General features: G+C 32.8%; 10 protein-coding genes. 4 read left to right on the top strand and 6 right to left on the bottom strand.

Going from position 1 to position 18,499, the window contains the following annotated elements; genetic code table 11:
- Positions 1–181 precede the first annotated feature (181 nt).
- On the top strand, positions 182–1,432 hold the full coding sequence (locus GQ45_RS05670; protein WP_047415880.1) for a site-specific integrase: 1,251 nt from the start codon (positions 182–184) through the stop codon (positions 1,430–1,432).
- Between the two features lie 266 nt (positions 1,433–1,698).
- Here GQ45_RS05670 and GQ45_RS05665 read toward each other — a convergent pair whose 3' ends face one another.
- The 6 genes from GQ45_RS05665 to GQ45_RS05635 all read right to left on the bottom strand — a co-directional run bounded on the left by GQ45_RS05665 (position 1,699) and on the right by GQ45_RS05635 (position 8,607).
- Positions 1,699–2,211 carry a hypothetical protein gene (locus tag GQ45_RS05665; RefSeq protein ID WP_047415878.1) on the bottom strand — a complete coding sequence of 171 codons (513 nt, stop codon included), beginning with the start codon at positions 2,209–2,211 and terminating at the stop codon, positions 1,699–1,701.
- Positions 2,201–3,418 (bottom strand): hypothetical protein, encoded by a 1,218-nt coding sequence (locus GQ45_RS05660; RefSeq protein WP_047415876.1) that lies wholly within the window; start codon positions 3,416–3,418, stop codon positions 2,201–2,203. The genes GQ45_RS05665 and GQ45_RS05660 overlap by 11 nt, the downstream gene beginning before the upstream one ends.
- A complete protein-coding gene (locus tag GQ45_RS05655) occupies positions 3,418–5,637 on the bottom strand; it encodes a type II secretion system protein GspD (RefSeq protein WP_047415874.1) in 2,220 nt (739 codons plus the stop codon). Before GQ45_RS05655 ends, GQ45_RS05660 begins: the two co-directional genes overlap by 1 nt.
- Positions 5,638–5,639: 2 nt before the next feature.
- Positions 5,640–7,052 carry a GspE/PulE family protein gene (locus tag GQ45_RS05650; protein ID WP_047415872.1) on the bottom strand — a complete coding sequence of 471 codons (1,413 nt, stop codon included), beginning with the start codon at positions 7,050–7,052 and terminating at the stop codon, positions 5,640–5,642.
- Positions 7,053–7,533: 481 nt separating this feature from the next.
- Complete coding sequence (locus GQ45_RS05640) at positions 7,534–7,929, bottom strand: type IV pilin protein (protein WP_047415870.1); 396 nt, start codon at positions 7,927–7,929, stop codon at positions 7,534–7,536.
- Positions 7,930–8,607, bottom strand: coding sequence for a response regulator (locus tag GQ45_RS05635; RefSeq protein ID WP_047415869.1), 678 nt, complete (start codon positions 8,605–8,607; stop codon positions 7,930–7,932).
- Between the two features lie 585 nt (positions 8,608–9,192).
- Here GQ45_RS05635 and GQ45_RS05630 point away from each other — a divergent pair.
- Genes GQ45_RS05630 through GQ45_RS05620 form a run of 3 tightly spaced genes read left to right on the top strand, consistent with a single transcriptional unit; the run spans position 9,193 to position 18,496 of the window.
- Entirely contained in the window at positions 9,193–12,558 is a 3,366-nt protein-coding gene (locus GQ45_RS05630) for an RHS repeat domain-containing protein (RefSeq protein ID WP_047415867.1), read from the top strand.
- Between the two features lie 28 nt (positions 12,559–12,586).
- Positions 12,587–13,048, top strand: coding sequence for a hypothetical protein (locus tag GQ45_RS05625; protein WP_156125355.1), 462 nt, complete (start codon positions 12,587–12,589; stop codon positions 13,046–13,048).
- Positions 13,049–13,060: 12 nt separating this feature from the next.
- On the top strand, positions 13,061–18,496 hold the full coding sequence (locus tag GQ45_RS05620) for a DUF6443 domain-containing protein (RefSeq protein WP_047415863.1): 5,436 nt from the start codon (positions 13,061–13,063) through the stop codon (positions 18,494–18,496).
- Positions 18,497–18,499 lie beyond the last annotated feature (3 nt).

Below are 18,499 nucleotides of genomic sequence, written 5' to 3'. Positions count from 1 at the left end.
AATCAAGGGTTTTAATTTTTTTTGATTTCATATAATTAGCTTTAATATCATATCAAAGGTTACCTATTCGGTTACCTAATTTGTTACCAGAATTTTCACTACATTTATATTTCAATAAACTTGGCTTTCGTATCGATTTGACTTTCGAAAAACAAATCATATTAACTTAAAGCAAGAGTTTATGCAGACTTCGAAGACTTTTTCAATTCATTTTTGGCCTAGTATTGCCAAAGCAAAAGATGATTTTGCACCTATTTATGCACGTGTAACCGTTGAAGGAAAACGTGCTGAAATCAGTTTAAAACGATTCACATCGGTTACCTATTGGGATAATCGCTCAAAAAGGACAACTTTACGAACATCGGAGGGTAAGGCGTTGAATTTATATTTAGACCAAGTCTATTCTGATTTATTAACTTGTCACAAACAACTTTTAGGTGATTCTATTTACATTACGGCGCAATCCATTAAAGCTAGATACCTTGGAGAAGATGAACAGCACAAAACATTACTTCAGTTGGTGTCTTATCATAATATAAATATGGTTTCAGTTTTAAAGCCAGGAACCCTAAAGAACTATTTCACTACGGAACGATATATAAAACGATATTTAAAGAATAAACTAAAGACTAATGATGTTTATTTAAAACAACTATCTTATAAATTCATCATTGATTTTGAACAGTTTTTACGCAACGGAAAATCTATTAATAGTTCTCAACCCTTGAGAAATAATGGTGTTATGAAGCACTTGGAACGACTAAAAAAAATGATGAATTTGGCACTTCGATTGGAATGGATACATAAAGACCCTTTCGTAAGATTCTCGCTGAAGTTCGCAAAACATCAGCGAGTTCTTTTATCCCAATCGGAACTTGAAATTCTGGAATCTGGGAAGCTTTCAAAAGATATTCATCAAAATACGAGGGATGTTTTCCTTTTTTCTTGTTATACAGGCTTATCCTACATAGATGTAAAACTGCTTGACAACAATCACATTGCACGAGGCATTGACGGTAATTATTGGATTTTCACGAAAAGGGAAAAGAATGATGAAACTGTAAAAATTCCGATTTTAGATAAGGCTCTTGAAATCTTGAAAAAATATGACCAAGGCCTTGAAGGCCAGAAAGAAAAATTACTACCGGTATTTTCAAATCAAAAAATAAATAAATACTTGAAGGAAATAGCCTTAATTCTGAAAATAAACAAAAAATTGACCTTTCATGCGGCGCGACATACTTTCGCAACTACTGTTACCCTTTCAAACGGTGTGCCTATAGAAACCGTTTCAAAAATGTTAGGACATACAAAACTTTCAACAACCCAGATTTACGCAAAAGTGATTGAGCAAAAAGTTTCATTAGATATGCAAGCTTTACGCATAAAGTTAAATGGTAAGGAAAGCATAGAAACTAGTGTAAGTTATTAGTATTTGTACTAAATTATTTTTCTTGTCTAAAATCCAGTCCAAAAATGTTGTTTGTTTTGTTTTTTAGCTTTTATAAATGAGTAACGTAGTATCTTCATTAAATTACTATACAATAATACCTAAGAACTACAATTTAAAATCCTTTGGTTTGTTTATCAAAAAGGTAGTGGAATAAAGCTTATCCAAATTTTCCACTCCTAGTTTATGCTATTTCTTTTTAAGTCAAGAATTTAAATTTCTTTTAATAATTTGAACTTACATAATTTCTATTTAAAATTCTGAATAAAAACTGTAGCAATTAAATAGTCTTTATTTGTTTTGAAATTTTTCTTTTTTAATAAATTAACATGAGCTACTTCTCCAAAATTTCCATTTAATTCCAATTGATGTAATGTAGAAATTATATCTATAAAACCGCCTTGAAGCGTAAAGTTGTAGGTATAAACCTCTCCATTGTTATCTATGTAAATATGTGGAGTATTAAAATCAATAATATCAAGACTATTTTTGCTAGCTTCTATATTTAAGATTCTTAATAGATTATTCTCTATTGAGGTATTTTCAAGATTCATTTCCAATAAAATTGAATCATTGTATCTTTTTCTTCTATTTAGTAAAGCAAGTTCATCAGAGATATTATTAAAAAATACAACTTCTTTTAATAATTTATTATGCTCTTTATGGAGTTGTATTGTATTTTTAATTGCAAAATTGTAACAGACAAATAAAGCTATTAATATACTTAAGATTAATAAGGTTAATTTATTATTAGTTTTCATCCATGTCTATTTTAATTGAAAAAATAGAACTATAATTATTCTCGTAGTCATACTCTAAAATTTGAGCTTGTTTTATCCATTCTAATGATTCAATTAATTGAATCCATTTAGAAAAGTCCTTAGAGTTTTTTGAGTTTCCTGATATGATAATAATATTCTTGTTAATTTCAATTGCTTTAGAATCCCTTACTGGTTTTGAGAGGGGTTGATATTTTATTTCAGATAAACTCATTGAATTGGGAATTGTCAATGCTATTTGATCTAAAAAGAATGATGATTTTGAATTTGAAGTAGATAGCATTGTTTCAACTCTTTCTTCCCCATTTGCTACTTTTTCTTTTAATTCAATTAGTACTTTTTTATTATCGGTATTAAATGATGCCATTGTTTTTAAAGCATTATTTTCTTCAAAATAATGACTGAACACGAAGAAATTGAATAATAAAACCACAAGTATGCAGACTAAAGAAGTTTTTAATAACAAATCAAACATTCGATTGGATTTAAACTCTGTCATCAAAAATGACTGCTTATCATCAAAATTGGATTCAGCCTTATAATCCTTTGATATATAATTTAATACACTTGAAAATCCCAAAATGAAATTTGATCCTATGGTCAGATTGTTTATCTCATATTTAGATTGTTCTAAAATTCTTTCAGAACCAAATGAAGTAATTTTTTTTAAAACTTGGTTCTCTAAAAATAATTCACAATTAGAAATATGTAGTGTTTCAGTATTTAAATAGGGTACAATCACTTGAATTTCAGAAACTCCTAAAACTATCTTAAAAAGATTAATTTTTAGACTAGAAAGTTCATCAAGATAGGCTGATATTTTGTCTTTTTTTACTATGGATACTAGAGTTGATCCATTATTTTGAAATAATGAGTAATAAAAAGAGCTAAAATCTAAATTTGGAAATTGATCATGAACGATAACTTCAGTATTTTGCAATCGACCAGAGGGAGTGATTTTAGTAACAATATCAGACGTGTTAAGAGTTAAAATTACGGGAGAGTTTTTTTTTATTATTTCGACTAGTTTGATTAAATTGGAATCTGAGAATGTTTTACGTATTAATAATTCTCCTCTTTTTCGTTTTATTTCGGATAAGTGAAAAGTTATCTTCGTATTGTGTTCAACTATTTCTAAACCATAATAAAGATTTCCTTCATTTATAAAATTAAGTAGAGATTGAAGCATTAGTAGATAACTGTGGGTTTAATTAAAATAGTTAATTTTTTTTTGGAATCCTCTCTTTTTCTGCTACTGAACAGCCATTTTATTAAAGGAACTCTAGCTAAAAAAGGAACACCATTGCCACTATCATTTTTAATTTTTTCTTCTAAGCCACCAAGAATAACCATGTCTTGATTCTGCACACGAATTATAGAACTAAACTCTCTCGAAGTTAATCCAGGAGGTGCATCGTTTTCAATTCTTTCTCCACTAAAATCTGATTGCAAAACATTTATATCTAGAGTAACTTGTCCATTTCCCGACACTAAAGGCTTTATGCTAATGGCTAATTCCGCATCTATTGGTTGATAATTTCGTATTTCGGTAGAGGTTGGGATTTGAGAACCAAAGAAATTTTGATTTGTCACTACATAATAGGTGGTTTCACCAATAGATAATCTGGCTCTATGACCATTTAAAGTAGAAAGTTTAGGTGTTGAACGAATCTTTATATTTCCATTTTGTTCCATTGCTTTAATTGTTGCAAAAAAGTCGGGTATAAGCTTACCAACGTTAAAGGAACCAAACCCATCAAAACCACCAATTACCTTATTAATCGTTTCAGCACCAAAAGTAATATCTGTCGTAGGGAAAACTGAACCTTGAGTTTTTGTTGGTTCGTCTCCAATTCCCCAACTAATTCCTGTTTCTACCGTTGAGGATTTATTTACTTCTAAGATCATAACTTCAATAAGAATTACAGGAACAGGTTTATCTATTTGTTTTATGAAATTTTTGAACCTATTTATATTTGCAGCTGGACCGCTAACCAAGAAACTATTAAGTTCATAATCAACTTTTATATCCAATTCAGAAATAAGGTCATCAGGTAATATCTTCACTAAGGCTTCTACTTCATTATCATATGATCCAAAAGAGTTAGATTCCGTATTGATTCTTCGCGAATTAGAATTTCCTCCAACATTGGTATTGAACCCTTGATTATTGAAGTTTTGATTGTTTTGAAATCCTCCCTGCAAATTATTACCACCCACAAAATTAACGCTGCCGGAGTTAGTTCTTCCTGCGGTTCTATTACTACCTGTATATGAAGTTGGATCCCCAAGCAGTTCAATAGATCTATGCATCATTGGTATCACCTCTATATTTCGTACGCTTAGTTGATTTGTGGTTCCAAAAAAATAAATATCATTTTCTTTTTTATAGGTAAAGCTATTTATCTCTGTTATATTTTGAATTCCATTTTGTGAACGACCTTGGGAAGGGTTATTATTATCAATTTTGTTTGGGCTACTATCCAAAGTCGCGCTCCTTTGACTTTCGAAAATTTTTTCTAAAAGTGAATCGAAGTTTATTTCTTTCGCTTTAAACGTAACCAACCCAGCCTGGGATAAAGGAGTTGCGGTATAGATGTCTAAGCCCAAATCATATCCTATCTCTTGGATTATTTTTTCTATTGACGTACCATTAAAATCTACAGTTAAAAGCTTATTTATAGTATCTAAAACTTGATAGTTTAGATTATCTCTAAAAGAATTATTTCTAACAATGATTCCTTGATTTGTATCTTCGGAATCATAAAATGTATCAAATAAATAGAAACCATCTCTTGATTTTGAGAAAGTCAAATTATTTAGTTCCGCTAATTTCTCAAGAGCACTTTCGAAGGGAACGTTCTTTGCATAAAAAGTTAATGGTAAATTTTCCATGCGCCTAGTAAAAAGTAAATTCTGACCTGAAATGTCAATAATTTTGCGAAATACTTTTTCTAAAGGGTCATTTTTTAAATCAAGAGAAATCTGATTATTTAAAAGATCAAACTGAACTAAAATTTCTTTTTCTGGCTGTTCTATAGGTTCCGGGATAAACTTGTAAATAGAGATAATATTTCCCGTAAAATTGATAGCTAAATCATATTCTTTACATAGAAAAACTAATAAGTCTGCTACGGTAACATTAGAAAAATTATTTACTAATGAAATTCCTTCCAGGCTTGGATCAATAGCAATATTGATTTTATGAACATTTGATATTGCTAGCAGAAAATTAGAGAGTGTAATATTAGTAACATTAATTTCTAATTTTAAATTTTCAGATAAACCTTCATTTTCTTGAGCAAGAAATTCCAAATTATTTTTAATATTTTGAATTCTACTTTCATCTTGAGAAAAACTATTTAAGAAAAATAGAATGAAGTAAAGTAATATTAGATTTTTTTTCATTTTTAGTTGGTTAACATCGAATATACTTCATCGATTGAGGTACTCCCTTCATTAATCATTTCAATGGCATTTTGTTGTAAGGTCCTTATGTTATTAGTTTTTAAATAATCATCAATTTGTAAAACATTATCTTTTATCATTAGAACAAGTTCTTTCGTGATGGGTATGATTTCATAGATAGCTTTTCTACCCTGATATCCTGTATGATGGCATTTTGTGCAACCAACAGCTATGTAATGATGTGTAAAATTAATAGCTGATTTAAAATCGTCTGGAAATTTTTGTCTACTTACTTCTTTTTTTTGTTTGCAAGTAGTACAAAGTTTACGAACTAAGCGTTGCGCAACACTTAAGTTTAAAGTGCTCGCTATTAAAAAAGAGTGAACCCCCATATCTATTAACCTAGAAATAGTCGCCCAAGCAGAATTTGTATGAATAGTAGAAAGCACTAAATGACCTGTGAGTGCAGCTCTGATGCCCATGTTCGCCGTGTTAACATCTCTTATTTCACCAACCATAATAATATCAGGATCTTGCCTTAAGAACGTTCTCATAGCGTTTGCAAAATCTAAACCAATATTTTCCTTAAGTTGAACTTGATTTACTCCTTCTAAAGTGTATTCTATTGGATCTTCTATAGTTAGAATGTTCGTTTTACTATCGTTTAAAAGTTTTAAAGTTGCATACAGAGTCGTTGTTTTTCCTGAACCCGTAGGTCCTGAAATCAGAATCATACCATTAGGTTTTTTGATAGCTTCTTTATAAATTTTAAGTTCGTTTTTTGAAAATCCTAAATTATTTAAATCAATCCCAGAAGTATCTTTACTTAGAATCCGTAGCACTATTTTCTCACCAAATAACGTAGGTAGAGTAGATACGCGAATATCAAATTCGGTTAGGCTAGTTTTTATGGTTATTCTACCGTCTTGTGGTAAACGTTTCTCTGCGATGTCTAGGGATGCACGAATTTTTATTTTATTTATAATAGATGGGTATTCGTCGTTGGAAATAGTAAACTGTTCTACTAATTTTCCATCTAAGCGAAAGCGTACTCGACAACTTTTCTCGTAAGGTTCAAAATGGATATCACTACTTCCAATTTCATTAGCTGACATTAGTATTTTTTCCAAAAAATCAGACGTATAGTTTAGGGTTGTTTTGTTTCTATTTTGGTTTTGCCGATAATTAGCACTAAGTAAGTTATTTATTTCTTCTGACGGTACTTTAATTAGACTGACATTGGTATCTAAAACTATTTTTAGTTCCGAGGATAATAATTTAACCTCCAAAGTATCGGTCTTAAAATATATAACGCCATTTTCAGCTTTGAATGGAACAATTCTATAATGAAAGGCCTGCTCAGTAGCAACGAGTTGTATTAATTTTTTATCAATATGGAGCATGTCGTTTACCATTAGTGAATGTATAGTATTGGGTATTCAATAATTAGACTTATACCAAAAATAAACACAAGAAACAGGCTCATAAATCCTGCTAAGGGAACTGTTTTGTTTTTTTTATCTTTTTTTAGGATAAAATAGAGCGATGTAGTAAAGAGAATAGAAAAAGTAAAAAGCACAATAAAGGTGAGCGATGGAAAACCTAAACAAAATGCGTAAAAAAACAGGATGTCCCCTAAACCAAAACTATGGTCTAAAAAATTTTTTTTAGAAATAAATCTGGTGTACAAATATAGAATCAAAATGATCATAGAAACCAACATACTATTAAATAGCATACTTAATAGCACAAAATAGGAATGGGAGTTTAAAAAAAACAATACACTGAGTAGCATCCCTAGAAAGGGAAATAGAAACCAATATACCTCTCTTGATTTATAATCCTGATAAAATATCAATAATAAACATCCGGTAACCAAAAAATTTAAGAACAAAATCAATCTTTAATAATTTGTTTAGGATTGCCCAATTCATCAATTTCCCAAACATTTAAAATGCCATCTCCATCAAAATCTGTAATCGCTTCTGCTCTAGCCCTAAAGGTAGATGTTCCTGAACTTGTAATTGAATATTGATAATTAGCAGTACCATTCTCCTTAACAGTTTTGGGAGCTTCAAAGTCTAAGGCCATAATATCACCAGAATATGTACTGTTCATATATCTATAAGTAGTTTGTGCGTTATATAGCGCTTTAAGTTGTACTTGTGCTTCAACACTTTTTGCCTTAGTGATCAAAGGCATTAAATTTGGTAGTGCTAAAAGCAGAAGTATTCCAATAATAGCCAATACGATTAGCATTTCCTGCAGGTTAATTGCTTTTATTTTTTTCATTTATATAAATCCTTTTTGTCTGGCAACCTCAAGTAAGACAGCATCTTTTTCTTTTGAAATCTTAAATACTTCTTTTAGTTTTCTTTTCCTACTTTCAATACCTCCCATAGATAAAGGTAATAAGCCAGGTAAATCCTTCATTTTAACTCCTCTTGATAATTCATACAACAATTGTCTATCAATTTTATCTAGTACTATTTCGGCTCTAATTTGCGTTCTTAACATATTAAGCACAGTTTCACTATAGAAGGATTTACCTGCTAAAACACCTAAAATAGCCAACTTAAGGTTTTCCATTTTTATATCTGTCTTTACTAAGAAACCATTTGGATCAACCTCTTTTAAAATATTGTTGAGCCTAAAACTATCATTATGGGAGGTAAGAATAATTATTTTCACTCCATTGTTTCTATTTTTTAGTAATATACCTAAATCAGTGCCAGACAAAATTTTTTTATCTTTTGTGGGAGGCAAACTAATATCTAAAAGAGCTAAATGTATTTTTTTCGATTCACAAATGGAGTTAATTACTGCTCTTGCACTTTCACAGTCATTTGCAGTTTCAATAACAAATTGATGGGTTAAACTCTCGATTGAAATTTCTTCTAAAACTTTTTTATATGCTTCTATAATTAGGTGGTGATCTTCTGCGATCAAAACATTAATCTTTTTTTTCATCCTTGATTTGGGAAATGGTTGGTGTAATTGATTTAGAGCAAAAATTTAAAATTAATCATAAAAGGGATTATAGTCAATTTAAAATCCTTACAGTTTGTAATGATTTTCCTTAATTTAAAAAAAACGATTCTATTATTATTTTAGTATTAACTCTCAATGAACTTTGCCGCAGATGTTAATGGCAATTCCATTCTGGTAATAGAACAAATATAAATAGAATGCCTTCAGAAAGCTTTTTTGTTATAGCCTAAATTTCTCTCCCAATTTTTTATAAATATTCAGTTCATTACAACAAGAGTTTTACTAGTTAGCAAAACTGTAAGTTTTTCCCTTACTTATTTCAAGGATTATTTTTGATTTAACATTTTTTTAATAATTAACTTGGGTTCAGGTATTTAGTCTATTAAAGTTAATTAATTCATCAAAAAAAGTATGGATGAAGTTATATAAACTAGTTAGTTTTTATGAAGTTGAATTTTTCATAAGCTACTATTATGAAAGTTTTGATATGGATTTTAGATTAGGTAGAAATCCCTCAATTAATCTCAATTTCTAAAAGTAAAGAAATAAATAAGTTTTATTGATATGAGAATATTTTTAGTTTTAATTTTTTCCATAAATTGCTTAACTGCACAGGAATTACCAACAATTGTGCCGCCATCCCCAGAAGCCGCGGCTCTGGCAAATTTCACTGACGTTCCAGTATCTCATTATACAGGATTACCGAATATTTCAGTCCCAATCTATACTATTCAACAAAAAGGAATTCAAATTCCTATAAATCTGAGCTATCATGCAAGAGGCGTGCAAGTTTCCGAAACAGCTCCAAGAACGGGTATGGGTTGGTCTCTACATTATGGGGGGTCTATATCAAGACAGGTAAGAGGTAAGAGTGATGAAGCAGTTAATTATGGATACTTATCTAATCGTAATCATTTCATGAGTTATTCTGATTCTTTATCTACAAGACAAACTGTTTCAAATATGGAAATGAGTTATCCAGATTACGATTTTTACCCTGACCAATTTAGTTTCAGTGCGGGAGGTCTCAACGGTAAGTTTGTTTTGGACTATAAAAACGGCCAGCCTGTAATTCAAAGTTTTGGTGATGTAAAAATCACTTATAGCATGTATAATACAGTTGTAAATGGTATTAGTAGTATTGGCTCTTTTGTAATAACAGATTCAAATGGTAATAAATACTATTTTGGGGAATCTAAAGATTCTTCCAGAACAGGGAGAGATTTTCAATCTTCAACTGGCTTATCTATATTTTTTTCAGGAAACGTAGTTCCAGATTCGCAGTCATCAACATATGCTACTACTTTTAGCTCGTGGAAGCTAATGGACATTGAAACTATTTATGGAGAATTAATAAGTTATTATTATCAGCAAAATAATACAGGTTTTTACAGAAAATCATATGACAAACACCAAACAGGTGATTCTAATGCAACAAACTCAGTATCTGGGATGAGTGACATAAATGGCATTCATACAAGACTCTCAAATATTTCTAATTATGAAACACAGTTATCTAAAATAACTTTCAATCAAAATAAGGATAGCATTGTTTTTAAAAAAGAACAGGCAATAAGAGAAGATTATGACGGTCATGCACTAGATAAGATTATGCTATATAATGGTGCTAAATTGATAAAAACTTTTAATCTTAATTATAGTTATACAGTAAGTGTAGATGCTACTAATTTGCTAGGATTTTTTAGTAATAATAATCAATTTAGTAAGTCATTTAAGCGAATGTTTTTAGATAGTGTAGAACAAGTGGGCTCAAATGGACAAAAGCTACCGCCATATACTTTTACTTATGATCCTCAGATATTGCCCAGTACATTTTCTTCTAGGCAAGATTATTGGGGCTATTATAATGGAGCAACAAATAATGGGCCTTTTACAAGAATGTTTGATTATGGAACCTACGTACCCGATAGAAGAGTTGACATCCTAAAATCTGAAGCTGGGTTGTTAAAACAAATTAATTATCCAACAGGGGGAATAACAAAGTTTACTTACGAACACAATAAGGGCCGTATACCTTTTGCCATGGCTTCTCTTAAATTGCCAAAAATCAATCCAGGTTCAAATGATGAAATGACAATTGTGCTTCGAAAATCAGATTTCAATTATAATGTCAATACTGGTGGTTATACTCCTTATACTATTCAATTACCTGCTAATACTAGTGTGTCTTATACGTTTTCGTGCTTTCATTTTTCAGATGCTAACGATCCAAATCCACCTCCAAGTTGTCTTTTTTATTTTACTTTAAATAATTCATCGGTAAACTTAGACCAAAATTACATTTTTAATACTGGTTCTAGCACTTCTAGCACAATCAAGGTATTTCCTATAAGTTGGAATGGTGATCCTAACCTACATTTGAACAATTATATTGATTTTCAAGTAACATTAGAATATGATATACCCGATACTGGAGATTTACTTTATGGCCCTGGAAAGCGTATTCAAAAAATTGAAAATATAAGTGCAGCTGGTAGCTCTACATTTAAGGAATACGAATATAGTTTTCCTTATGATGAAGATTTACAATCCTTCGGTGGGCCCAGTGGCAGTATTATTGGTTTGCCATCTTATATTAACACCGTAAACAATAATGGTTTTAGAGCACTTACTCACTATAACGATACAGGAAGTGCGTATAGCTCTTTTCAGCCTAATAGTATTGGCTACTCAGGTGTTATAGAATATCATGGTACCAAAGAGGATAATATTGGAAAAACAGAATATTTGTTTACGAACTTTAGTGATTCAGGTGGTGATTATTATGAATTTCCATACCATCCTCCCACAGATAATGAATGGTTAAGAGGTAAGAACATAAAAACAATAGTGAGGAAAAAGGTAAATACCGAAAATGATACCTTGACCAAAGTAAAAGAAGTTTACAATAAATATCTATACAGTAATAATGAATATATACAAGACTTCGAATTTTCTGGTTTTGTCGACCCATCATTTGAATTCACCCCAGTAGGAACTATACATGATTGGGTAACTAGCATTCCTTCAGACTCTGTAAAAAGCAGAACCCTTTTCAAACTTCCTTTGTTTATGCGTCAAGGATCCCCATTGCAAGGAGATATCAATTTTGTCCCTGGTTATAGAATATACCATTTAACAGGGGGGACGGTAGATTTGCTAAGCACGACAGTGAAGGATTATTTTGATAATGGTAATTTTAATAAAGAAACAATCTATTCCTATAATTACAATATTCATTATCAAGTTAAGAGTACAATGACAATTGATAGTAAGGGGAACAGCATGTTGAATAAGTTTTATTACCCAAAGGATTTAAATTATACTCCTTTATTAGACCAGCATCGTTTATCTGAGGTTCTCAAAACCGAAACTTACCATGATTTAAATAATGATGATGTGTTTGGTGCTAATGAATTATTAAGTAAAATGAATACTAATTATGAAGTTTGGCCATCTAATTTAGTGCTTCCAGAATTTGTTCAATCTTCTAAGGGCACCAACCCTTTGGAGTCTAGAATTATTTATCACGATTATGATGATTTTGGTAATCCTTTAGAGGTATCAAAAGCAGATGGAATTCATGTTAGTTACGTTTGGGGCTATAATAAGCAATATCCAGTAGCCAAGATAGAGAATGCTACCCAGGCTCAAATAGCGATAGTTAACCTTAATATGACTTTGATTAATAATAGTGCTACAACAGGTAGTGATATGGAAGCGGAACTTGATAAGCTAAGAACCAATCTAACAAACGCCATGGTTACTACCTATACTTATGATCCATTGATAGGGGTAACGAGCATGACAGATCCTAGAGGCAATACGATCTACTACCATTATGATGGATTCAACCGTTTAGAGTTTGTAAAAGATGCTGACGGCAATTTAGTTACGGATTACGAGTATCGTTATAAGGGTCAGCAATAATTTCATTAAAATTCACAAAAACCACCAAATGAAGAATATACTATTTTATTTACACCATAGAAAGGCCTTAGTATTTTTTATTGTAGTAATGAGTTTTGCTGTAAATACCTTAAGTGCGCAGGGGAGTAGACAGAATCCACTTATAGGTACATGGCAATTTGATGCGCAATCTTCTTTTGCTCAAAGAGATCAAAAAGTAAAAGATCATTTTGTTAGAAATCCAGCCATGAAAGTGCGCGTTGAATCGGCTTATATAGGTAAGAAAATAAAATTTTCAAATGATGGAAGCTACTATCAAATTTTAGCAAATGGAGTAGAATCATTGGGAAAATGGAAAGTGGAGGGCAATACACTGGTTATTGTTAGTCCTAACGGAACAGAATATAAATTTTTATTTCAGCTTTCGGGATCTATGCTTTTGATATCCACAATACAAAATGGTACGGAGTCTATTGTTATGGTGCCAAATCAATATTTTAATAGAATTTAAACCAACTCAAGAATGGATTTTAAACATTTAAGCAAAACCCTTACTTTTTTCTTTATTTTATTTTACATATCACAGAGTTTTGCCCAATTTGGTGGTCCCGGAGGAGGAGGGTCAAACTTTAGTCTCACGGGAAGTTCTTCCGTAAATGTCGGAGAGTCCCATCAGTATAATATAACAGGCGATACCTACAATATTTCTAGTGCAAATTTTTTCTCTGATGCAGGAGTTATAACATCTTCAACACCTGTTGATTGTATAGTTAATTTTACAACGGCAGGTTCAGGTTTTGTCTCTTCGGAAGTACAAGATTATTTAGGTTCCTATTATTTGGTTTTAAAAAATGTAACGGTACAAGCAGGGTTAGACCCTGGAAGTATAACAGGAGAAGATACGATTTGTTATTCTGGAGATCCTAACAATTTAGGTAATGTAACTTTAGCTTCGGGAGGTTCAGGTGGTTATGCTTATCAGTGGCAATGGTCATCGAATGGTACTTCAGGTTTTACAAATATCAATGGAGCTACTGGTACTTCTTATAATCCGCCTTCAGGATTAACATCAACACGATATTACCAGAGAAGAGTTGTTTCCGGCAGCATTACTAAATATACAGATGCCGTTAAAATTACGGTTAACGGACTAGTATCATCAGCTATTGGTAATGATAATGACCGGTGTGGTTCAGGGAGTGTAAGTTTAACAGCTTCACCAGGTAATAATGCAAATACAATTCGTTGGTATAGCACCCCTACAGGAGGTGCTCCATTAGCTACGGGATTGACTTTTAATACGCCAAATATAAGTACTACAACAACATATTACGCAGAAAGTTACAACAACATTGCCTATTGTGCCGCACCTACCAGACACGCTATTCAGGCTATTATAAATAATTCAACAACGTACTATGCCGATTCAGATGGAGACGGATACGGGAATGCATCCATTTCACAAATTAGTTGTACACAACCATCAAATTATGTGAATAATAATCTAGACTGTAATGATGCAGATGCAAACATCCATCCTAATACTATTTGGTTTGCCGATAATGATGGAGACGGCTTCGGTAATGCTTCCATTACTCAAACTAGTTGTACACAACCATCAAATTATGTGAATAATAATCTAGATTGTAATGATGGGGATGCAAACATCAATCCTAATACTATTTGGTATGCCGATACCGATGGAGACGGCTTCGGCAATGCTTCAGTTACGCAAACTAGTTGCACACTTCCACCCAATTATGTTGGTAATAATCTAGACTGTAATGATGGGAATTCAAACATTAATCCGAATACTATTTGGTATGCCGATTCAGACGGAGACGGCTTCGGTAATGCTTCCATTACGCAAACTAGTTGTACACAACCATCAAATTATGTGAATAATAATCTAGACTGTAATGATGGGAATTCGAACATCAACCCTAATACTATTTGGTATGCCGATTCAGACGGAGACGGCTTTGGCAATGCTTCCATTACGCAAACTAGTTGTACACAAACATCAAATTATGTGAATAATAATCTAGACTGTAATGATGGGAATTCAAACATTAATCCGAATACTATTTGGTATGCCGATTCAGACGGAGACGGTTTCGGCAATGCTTCCATCACGCAAACTAGTTGTACACCTCCATCAAATTATGTGAATAATAGTCTGGACTGTAATGATGGAAATGCAAACATCAATCCTAATACTATTTGGTATGCCGATACCGATGGAGATGGTTTTGGAAATTCAAACTCCACGACCACTTCATGTACTCAGCCCGCTAGTTATGTGAGCAATGGAAATGACTATGATGACAGTACAACAAACATTACTAACATACAACCTCAATACTTCTATCAAGATGTAGACGGAGATGGTTTTGGCGATCCAGCCAATGGTGTTTACTACAGCGTACAACCTATAGGCTATGTTTTGAATAATACAGATAATTGCCCAGATGAAGCAGGGACTTACAATGGTTGCGATTATACCCCTCCTACATTTAGTAATGAAAATTACGTTTATACTCGCAGCTACCAAAGAGCAATGAGTACCGATACTGAAATTGCTCAGAATAGGGATATCATAGAAAGCATCGCTTATTTTGATGGTTTAGGACGTCCGATGCAGAGTGTAAATATAAAAGTATCGCCGACCAAAAAAGATATCATCACCCATATTGGCTATGATGCCTATGGCCGACAGGTAAAAGACTATTTACCCTACCAAACCACTACAGGTGCAGTAGGCAGTTACCGAACAGATGTAGTCACAGCTACCAATACCTATTACCAAGCCAATTATGGTACAGATTTAAATGCAAGTTATCTAAATCCTTTTTCAGAGAAGGAGTTTGAACCTTCGCCCTTAAATAGAGTCACCAAACAAGCAGCACCAGGATACGATTGGCGCAAAGGAGGTGGTCACGAAATAGAATTTGAGTATCAAACAAATACATTTGATCCAAATAATCCAACCAATTCAAATAATGATAATGTACGCCTTTATGGGGTAACAACTACATTCTCAAACAATACCTATTCACCAACCTTAACAGGAGGCTCTACTGGCTATTACGAAGCAACAGAGTTGTATAAGAATATCACGAAAGATGAAAACCACAGCGGTACTACAAAGAACAATACCACCGAAGAGTTTACTGACAAACAAGGTCGAGTAGTATTAAAGCGCACGTATGCCGATCTCCCAGGCGCGCCACAAGCTGCTCACGATACGTATTATGTGTATGACGACTTTGGAAATCTAACTTATGTCATCCCTCCAAAGGTAAATACGGCAGACGGTATATCAGCAACAGAACTCAACGAGTTATGCTACCAATACAAGTACGATCATCGCAACCGATTAGTGGAAAAGAAAATACCCGGTAAAGGTACAGCAACGAATTGGGAAGAAATACTCTATAACAAACTAGACCAACCTATACTGACCAGAGACCCTAATTTAAAAGCACAAGGTAAATGGCTATTTACAAAATACGATGCCTTTGGAAGAGTAGCTTACACAGGCTTGGTTAGCATACCAGCCAGTACCACAAGAACCACGCTTCAAACTGCAGCCAATGCGATAACAACTCCTAATTGGGTAGTACAAGCAACTTCAACGACAATTATAGGAGGTACTCCAATATATTACAACAATGGAGGATACCCGACAAGTGGTATTAGCGAGATCCATACGATAAACTATTATGATACTTATGTAGACACTGATGGTTTAAGCATACCCGCAGTGGTACAGGGTCAAGCGAAAGCAACTAATACCAAAGGACTAGCTACTGTAGGCAAAGTACGAGTACTGACAACTACTGACTGGATTACTAGCATCACAGGATATGATCAAAAGGGTAGGAGTATCTACGGCGCGAGTAAAAACAATTATCTAAATACTAATGACATTGTAGAAACTAAATTAGACTTTGTTGGTAAAGTAGAACAAAGTAAAGTTACCCACACGAAAGGAACTAATGCCCCAATCATCACTGAAGATAGTTTTACCTATGACCATATGGGCAGACTGCTTAAGCAAGAACAAACAATCAATAGCGGAGCTATAGAAGTTATTGCAGAAAATACTTATGATGATCTTGGGCAGTTAAAACAAAAGCAAGTTGGGGGCACTTTACAAACAGTTGATTATGCCTATAATATACGAGGCTGGTTAAAGCAGATTAATAATCCTGCGAGTATGGGTACTGACTTGTTTGCTTTTAAAATCAATTACAATACCATGAACCATGGAGCAACACCATTATTTAACGGTAATATCTCTGAAACAGAGTGGCGCACAGCGAATACAGACAATAGTTTAAAATGGTACAAATATGGATACGATGCTCTTAATAGAATAACAGCAGCTACAGACAATACGACAGACCAACGTTATAGAGTGTTTGGAATTGAATATGATAAAAATGGAAATATTGGTAAATTAAAACGAAACGGACATAGATCTGATAATCCTTTAGCAGTAGCAACTACAGACTTTGGGCTAATGGATGATTTGGTGTACACCTATTATAATGGTGGTAACAAATTGAGAATTGTAGATGACAGATCAACCCTAGACCGTTTTGGATTTAAGGATGATATCATTAATGGAGGATCTGATTCTGTACCAGATTATGTGTATGATGCTAATGGGAACATGACGAGTGACACCAACAAAGAAATCACTACAATCAACTACAACCACTTAAATTTACCTACACAAGTGAGTATAGATGGTGGAACAATTTCGTATATTTACGATGCAACGGGAGTAAAACAAAAGAAAACAGTGAGTACAGGTAATACGGAATATGCAGGCAACTATATCTATGAGAACGGTAGTTTGCAGTTCTTTAGTACGCCAGAAGGGTATGTACATGTGGAGAACGGAAACTACGAATATGTATATCAATATAAAGACCATTTGGGGAACGTTAGACTATCATACTCGGATGCTAATAGTAATAGGGTTATAGAAACACAATCCGAGATCATAGAAGAGAGTAATTTTTATCCCTTTGGACTTGAACATAAAGGGTATAATAATGTTGTGAATGGTGTGGAAAATAACTACTATAATTACAATGGTAAAGAGCTTGAAAAAGATTTAGGTATTAATTGGATTGATTACGGATGGAGAAATTATGATGCAAGTTTAGGGCGTTGGTTCAATATAGATAATTTATCGGAGTCAATGAGAATTAGCTCTCCATACAACTATGCTCTTAACAATCCAGTATATTATGTAGATATCAATGGTTTATTTGCAGACCCTAATGATTCTCAAAATTTTACGGATTATTATAGACGTCCTGATGGCTCAGTTTGGTTTGACCCTGATGTTGATGAAAATACAATTTTGCCAAAAGGATATACTTATATTGGACCAACGTATTATGATGAAGAGTCAAGAATAATTTGGGGAGAAGATGGTACTCCAATGAGACTAAATTCTATTCCTTTGGATGAAGTTACCGTAACAGGTAAAAAGAAATCTAAAGAACAATCTACCACGACACAGGATGGTCTAATTATCTTGGGAGATGGTTTATCAGGAACTAGTACAACTGCTGGTGGTGGTATTGTTACCGGTACGGACAGAGGGTCTCACAGTATAATTGCAGGTTCTGGGGATATTAATCCACTTAATACTATTCTAAATGAAATAGCTTCATTATTTAAATCTAACGAAGCAACAATGGAAGTTCCGAGTCCAGAACCTGATGTTGATGATACCAAATATAATGTTATCATTTATTATGAAAAATTAAAAATGTTTAGAGTCGGTATGGCAAGACGCAAGGTATCAACCAATTATCAAAGGAATGATTCACTTGGAGCAAGTAAGGTAATAGAATCTGCACAAAATGGGCAGTTAGGTTTAAGTGGTAATGCTGAAATAGATAGTATTAGAGTTGTAAGACCAAAAGAATAAGAG

Origin of the sequence: Cellulophaga sp. Hel_I_12 (genome assembly GCF_000799565.1) — a bacterium.
Classification (GTDB): Bacteria; Bacteroidota; Bacteroidia; order Flavobacteriales; family Flavobacteriaceae; genus Cellulophaga.
The sequence above is the reverse complement of the archived record's forward strand: the minus strand, read 5'-3'. Positions and strand labels throughout refer to the sequence as shown.

What these genes read in the sequence shown, in the direction of transcription:
- GQ45_RS05665 (WP_047415878.1), bottom strand. Translation starts at nt 2,211, where the DNA reads ATGAAAACTAATAATAAATTAACCTTATTAATCTTAAGTATATTAATA.
- GQ45_RS05655 (WP_047415874.1), bottom strand. Translation starts at nt 5,637, where the DNA reads ATGAAAAAAAATCTAATATTACTTTACTTCATTCTATTTTTCTTAAAT.
- GQ45_RS05625 (WP_156125355.1), top strand. Translation starts at nt 12,587, where the DNA reads ATGAAGAATATACTATTTTATTTACACCATAGAAAGGCCTTAGTATTT.
- GQ45_RS05670 (WP_047415880.1), top strand. Translation starts at nt 182, where the DNA reads ATGCAGACTTCGAAGACTTTTTCAATTCATTTTTGGCCTAGTATTGCC.
- GQ45_RS05650 (WP_047415872.1), bottom strand. Translation starts at nt 7,052, where the DNA reads ATGGTAAACGACATGCTCCATATTGATAAAAAATTAATACAACTCGTT.
- GQ45_RS05635 (WP_047415869.1), bottom strand. Translation starts at nt 8,607, where the DNA reads ATGAAAAAAAAGATTAATGTTTTGATCGCAGAAGATCACCACCTAATT.
- GQ45_RS05630 (WP_047415867.1), top strand. Translation starts at nt 9,193, where the DNA reads ATGAGAATATTTTTAGTTTTAATTTTTTCCATAAATTGCTTAACTGCA.
- GQ45_RS05620 (WP_047415863.1), top strand. Translation starts at nt 13,061, where the DNA reads ATGGATTTTAAACATTTAAGCAAAACCCTTACTTTTTTCTTTATTTTA.
- GQ45_RS05660 (WP_047415876.1), bottom strand. Translation starts at nt 3,418, where the DNA reads ATGCTTCAATCTCTACTTAATTTTATAAATGAAGGAAATCTTTATTAT.
- GQ45_RS05640 (WP_047415870.1), bottom strand. Translation starts at nt 7,929, where the DNA reads ATGAAAAAAATAAAAGCAATTAACCTGCAGGAAATGCTAATCGTATTG.